Source organism: Leifsonia sp. KNZ12-8B (genome assembly GCF_056755495.1).
Genome location: NZ_JBPGXM010000193.1, coordinates 1 through 4,933 on the forward strand (window position 1 = coordinate 1; position 4,933 = coordinate 4,933).

The 4,933-nt window shown below is 72.5% G+C and carries 7 protein-coding genes; 5 read left to right on the forward strand and 2 right to left on the reverse strand.

From position 1 onward, the window contains the following. From ACR9ZG_RS17965 to ACR9ZG_RS17975, 3 genes are all read left to right on the forward strand, one after another. Nucleotides 1–632, forward strand: a 632-nt coding sequence (locus ACR9ZG_RS17965; protein WP_481286212.1) for a methyltransferase, incomplete at its 5' end; no start/stop codon positions are given. 69 nt (nucleotides 633–701) lie between these two features. Continuing rightward, nucleotides 702–1,769, forward strand: a complete 1,068-nt coding sequence (locus ACR9ZG_RS17970; RefSeq protein WP_481286213.1) for a hypothetical protein — start codon at nucleotides 702–704, stop codon at nucleotides 1,767–1,769. A 107-nt stretch (nucleotides 1,770–1,876) separates the two neighbouring features. Next, nucleotides 1,877–2,302, forward strand: a complete 426-nt coding sequence (locus tag ACR9ZG_RS17975; protein WP_481286214.1) for a VOC family protein — start codon at nucleotides 1,877–1,879, stop codon at nucleotides 2,300–2,302. A 15-nt stretch (nucleotides 2,303–2,317) separates the two neighbouring features. Here the strand turns inward: ACR9ZG_RS17975 and ACR9ZG_RS17980 are convergent, their stop codons facing one another. Then, the gene (locus tag ACR9ZG_RS17980) at nucleotides 2,318–2,962 is read right to left on the reverse strand and encodes a M23 family metallopeptidase (protein ID WP_481286215.1); all 645 of its coding nucleotides are present in this window, start codon (nucleotides 2,960–2,962) and stop codon (nucleotides 2,318–2,320) included. 166 nt (nucleotides 2,963–3,128) lie between these two features. Here ACR9ZG_RS17980 and ACR9ZG_RS17985 point away from each other — a divergent pair, with 166 nt between their 5' ends. Beyond that, the gene (locus tag ACR9ZG_RS17985; RefSeq protein WP_481286216.1) at nucleotides 3,129–3,638 is read left to right on the forward strand and encodes a universal stress protein; all 510 of its coding nucleotides are present in this window, start codon (nucleotides 3,129–3,131) and stop codon (nucleotides 3,636–3,638) included. Between the two features lie 19 nt (nucleotides 3,639–3,657). Here ACR9ZG_RS17985 and ACR9ZG_RS17990 read toward each other — a convergent pair whose 3' ends face one another. Next, nucleotides 3,658–3,882, reverse strand: coding sequence for a hypothetical protein (locus tag ACR9ZG_RS17990; protein WP_481286217.1), 225 nt, complete (start codon nucleotides 3,880–3,882; stop codon nucleotides 3,658–3,660). 144 nt (nucleotides 3,883–4,026) lie between these two features. Here ACR9ZG_RS17990 and ACR9ZG_RS17995 point away from each other — a divergent pair. Continuing rightward, a partial coding sequence (locus ACR9ZG_RS17995; RefSeq protein ID WP_481286218.1) for a class II glutamine amidotransferase occupies nucleotides 4,027–4,933 on the forward strand: 907 nt, incomplete at its 3' end.

Genomic DNA, 4,933 nt, shown 5'->3' on the forward strand with positions numbered 1-4,933 from the left:
AGATGTGTATAAGAGACAGGGTCGGGTGGGTCGTGATGGAGGCGCCGGCCTCCCTGCTGTTTCTCGCCTTCTATCTGCTGGGGGAGCACCGCGGCGACCTCGTGCCGCTGCTGTTCCTGCTGCTGTGGCAGGCGCATTACGTGCAGCGGGCGTTCGTGTACCCGTTCCTCATGCGATCGGGGTCGCGGATGCCGGTGCTCGTGATGCTGCTCGCCATCGGCTTCAACCTCCTCAACGCGTGGGTGAACGCGCGGTGGGTCTCGCAGTACGGCGACTACCCGGCCGCGTGGCTCGCCGATCCGCGGTTCTGGATCGGCGTCGTGCTGTTCGCGGGCGGCTACGCGCTGAACGTGCTCTCCGACCGGACGCTGCGGAGGCTGCGCCGCTCCGGCGGCGGCTACCGCATCCCGCACGGCGGCGCCTTCCGCTACGTCTCGAGCCCCAACTACCTCGGCGAGATGATCGAGTGGACGGGATGGGCGGTGGCGACCTGGTCGCTCGCGGGCGCCTCCTTCGCCCTCTACACGATCGCCAACCTCGCGCCGCGCGCGCTGGCCAACCACCGCTGGTACCGCGAGACGTTCGAGGACTACCCGCTGGACCGGAAGGCGCTCGTGCCGTTCGTGCTCTGACCGTTCGTTCTACGGCCGGCCGATGTCGGAGGTCGCCGCTAGCCTGGCGGCGCGGAGAGGAGGGTCGCGGTGCCCGAGAGCGTCGAGCAGTGGTGGGCGCGCCGCCAGTGGTCGAAGGGCGTCGACGTGCCCTACGCCATCGGCAGCTACCGCACCGACTGGGAGCGGTACCCGACGCTGATCCGGCAGTACCATCCCGACCTCAACCACGGCATCGTGCTCAGCCAGGTGCCGCCCGCCGCCGACGTGTACCTGCTCTGGGAGTGCGACGCCGGCCACCGCTTCATCGCGACCCCCGAGGAGCAGCGGTCGCGGCCCGGCGGCGCGCGGCGGCGCTCGGCGTGGTGCCCGACGTGCACGGAGCAGGCGGTGCCGAAGCGGGTCCACCTCCCGCAGCCCGACGCGGGTGTGCACGTCTGCGGGCACGAGCGCGACCCCCGGCGGATCGAGGCCGATCCGGACGACGACCGCTGCTACCTGTGCCGCAGGCTCGACCGCTCCGAGCTCAGCCGCGAGCAGCTCGTGAGCATGGCCGCGCCGGGGTCGCGCGTCGCGCTCTCCGCCGAGAACGGCACGGCCGCCTCCTACTCCTGGCAGTGCCCGGCCGGGCACCCCGTGTACCGCGCGACCGTCGAGCGCATCCTCGGCGGCCGCCGCTGCCCGACCTGCCGCCACGCGCGCGGCGGGGCCGACACGGTGGCGCCGGGAGAGGCGTTCGTCAGCCGGTGGGCGCCGGCTCCCGCCTCCGCGGCCGAGCCCGAGCTCAAGCAGCGGCTCGCCGAACGGCTCGACGTGGACCTCGGCCGCAACGCCGTGCGCACCGCTCGCCCCTTCCACTCGCACCTGGAGGTGTGGCCCGACATCCTCATCCCCGAGCTCCGGGTCGCCATCGAGTACGACACCACCGGGCGCCACGGACTCGAACACGTCGGCCCGCGGGAGGCGTCGGACCGCGCCAAGGACCGCCTGCTGCGCGCGGTCGGCTGGGAGGTGATCCGCGTGCGCTGCGGCAAGCTGCAGCCCATCGGCCCCTACGACCTCGTCGCGGGCGGCGTCAGCGCGACCCTCGTGCAGCGGATCGTCGACCGGCTCGGCGAGATCAGGGGCGACCTGTTCGTGGCGGCGTACCTGCGCTGACGGGTGCGCGCGGCGATCGAGAGCCACAGCACCCTCGTGCAGGTCGGGGGTGCTCGCTACGCTGAGCCGCGTACGGCTCGATCGGACCTCACGAAGGAGAACGCGTCATGCCCTCGATCCTCAACCCCTACCTCAACTTCCGCGGCCAGGCGCGGGAGGCGATGGACTTCTACCAGTCGGTGTTCGGCGGGACGGTGCAGCGCAGCACCTTCGCCGAGTTCCAGATGAGCGAGGACCCGTCGGAGGCCGACCAGATCATGCACTCGCAGCTGACGACCGATACCGGCTTCACCCTCATGGCCGCCGATGTCCCGGCCCGGATGGACCTCAACGAGGGCTCCTCGATCTCCATCTCGCTCAGCGGCGACGACGAGGCGCAGCTCAGCGGCTACTACGAGCGGCTGGTCGACGGCGGCACCGTCATCGAACCGCTCGCGAAGGCGCCGTGGGGCGACAGCTTCGGGATGCTGGTCGACCGGTACGGCGTGCAGTGGCTGGTGAACATCGCCGGGAACGCGCAGCCGCCGGCCTGAGGCGCGCTCGCCGGGTCAGACCGCCTCGTGGGCGCGCAGCCAGCCCAGCGGCTCGATGGCGGCGCCGTTACCCGGCCGCACCTCGAAGTGGAGGTGCGCGCCCGTCGACACGCCGGTGTTGCCGACCGCGGCGACCACCTGATCGGTCTCGACCGACTGGCCGGGGGAGACCAGCACCGAGCCTTCGGCCAGGTGGCAGTACACCGTCGTGACGTTCTCGCCCTGCAGTTGGTGGTCGATGCGGACCGAGACGCCGCAGCCGCCGTCGTCGGCGAGCACGGTCTCGCGCACCACTCCGCCGGCGGCCGCGTGCACGGGTGCGCCCATCCCCGGCGCGAAGTCGACGCCCTGATGGTTGGTGGAGGCGCCGGCCGTCGGCGCCACGCGGGCCCCGAAGTCGTCGCTGATGCGCGCGCCGGCGCCCACCGGCCAGTGGACGAGCGGGGTGAAGGTGACGGAGACCGCGTCGCGCACCACCGGCGTCGTCTCGACGTGCTCGGCGACCGCGAGGGTCTGCGGCGAGCGCGCGTCGGGCATGGCGGCGGCGTGGATGCGGCCGTCCGGACCGGGCACGGCCTGCGCGGGCAGGGTCGCGGCGGGGACGGCGGCGGCGATGAGGAGAGCGGTCAGGGAGACGTTGCGAATGGCAGAAGAGATCAAGAAGACATGGGGGATCGGGTGCGGGGGAGAGTGCCCACGGATCGGGTGCGGGCGGGCGCCGATCGGGCACGGCGCCCCTCCAGTGTGACATTTCACTCTGGCCGAACCCTGGACGGGTCCGCAAAGAACCCTGGTGCCGCGGCGGCGCACGCCGCACAATGAGCGCATGGAGGCGCCAGCAGACCCGGCGGAACCGCTCGGCCCCGTGCTGGCGGGCGTATGTCCCGGCCAGCCGCTCCCGGTGCTGCGGGAGGCCGCCCGGCTCGCCGCCGCGCTCGCCCGGCCGCTGCTCTGCGCCTACGTCACCGCCGACAGCTACCTCACCGAGTGGGACCGCGCCGCCGTCCGCGACGACGCGTCCCTCCATCCCGGACCGCTCGACGAGGAGGACGGGCAGGTCACCCTCGGGCTCGCCCGCGCCATCGACGGGGTGGCCGCCGATGCGCATGCGGACTGGACCCTGCGCGTGCTCGGCGGCGACCCTCCCCACGCCATCATGCGGCTCGCGGAGGAGGCGGACGCGCGGCTGATCGTCGTCGGCACCCGCCGCCGCGGTCCCGGCCACGCGATGGAGGCCTGGCTCGCCGGTTCGGTCGCGACGAGGATCGCCCACGACCAGACGCGCACGGTCGTGGTGGTGCCGGTGCTCGACGACCGCGGCCCGACGCTCGGGTGAGAGCGGCGCCGCGGAGCGGTCAGCGCCGCAGCTCGCGCAGCGCGGCGTCGAAGTCGCGGAAGTAGGTCCTGCGGCCGGGCCGCCCGATCTCGGTCACCTCGAACATCCCGTCGAGGCCGCGGATGAAGCCCCGCACCGGCGGCGCGCCGATGGACATCACCGAGGTGTCGGAGATGCGCCACTCGCGCTCGGAGATCTCCATCACCTCCAGCCCCAGCCGGACGAACCGCACGTGCGTCTTCATGGCATCGATGCAACCCGACGGCGGCCGGGTGCCGAAAGGGCTTGACGCCGCGGGGCGCGCGTGATGACCGCGTCCCGATGCCCCATTCCCGCGGGAGGCACCCGGCCGCTATGGTCGAGCCGACTCGATCCTGGAGGTGTCGTCATGTGCCGTTGGCTCGCGTACTCGGGGGAGCCCCTCAAGCCCGCCGTCCTCATCCTGGACGCCCAGCACTCGCTGGTCGCCCAGTCCCTCAACTCACCGCTGGGCGTCGAAACGGTGAACGGCGACGGCTTCGGCTTCGGGTGGTACCCGGAGAAGTCGAAGGCCGGCAGCGTACCTGCGCTCTTCCACAGCATCGAGCCGGCCTGGCACGACGAGAACCTGCGCGAGCTGACGAACTCCATCGCCAGTCCGCTCTTCTTCGGCCACGTGCGCGCGGCGGCCGGGCCGCCGATCCAGCAGACGAACTGCCATCCGTTCCGGTACGAGAACTGGATGTTCATGCACAACGGCTTCCTCGACGGGTTCTCGCTGATGAAGCGCGACCTCATGCTCGCGGTCGACGAGTCGCTGTTCCCGCTCATCCACGGCACCACCGACTCCGAGGTGCTGTTCTACCTGGCGATCACGATGGGGCTGCGCGAGGACCCGATCGGTGGGATGGCGCGCGCCGTGAGCTTCCTCGAGAAGACCGGGGAGGCCAAGGGCGTCCACTTCCCGATGCAGGGGACGCTCGCGCTCTCGGACGGCGCGACGCTGTGGGCGTTCCGCTACTCCACGGCCCATCGCACACGGAGCCTGTTCCACTCGGTCGAGATCCCGGCCCTGCGCGAGATGTATCCCGATGCGGACCGCCTGGAGATCTTCGGCGACAAGGCCAAGGTCGTCGTGTCCGAGCCGCTGACCGACGTCCCCGGCGCGTTCGTGGAGGTGCCGGAGTCGACGGTCGCGATCCTCACGGACGAGGGCTACCACCACGAGCCGTTCGGGGCGCCCGGGCGCGGGCCCGCGCCCCCGGGGCCGCCCCGGGCGCGGCGGCCCCCCCCCCCGGGGCGGGCGGGCGCCGCCC

Excerpts from the sequence above, each read along its gene's own strand:
- ACR9ZG_RS17975 (WP_481286214.1), top strand. The coding sequence starts at position 1,877 with ATGCCCTCGATCCTCAACCCCTACCTCAACTTCCGCGGCCAGGCGCGG.
- ACR9ZG_RS17985 (WP_481286216.1), top strand. The coding sequence starts at position 3,129 with ATGGAGGCGCCAGCAGACCCGGCGGAACCGCTCGGCCCCGTGCTGGCG.
- ACR9ZG_RS17990 (WP_481286217.1), bottom strand. The coding sequence starts at position 3,882 with ATGAAGACGCACGTGCGGTTCGTCCGGCTGGGGCTGGAGGTGATGGAG.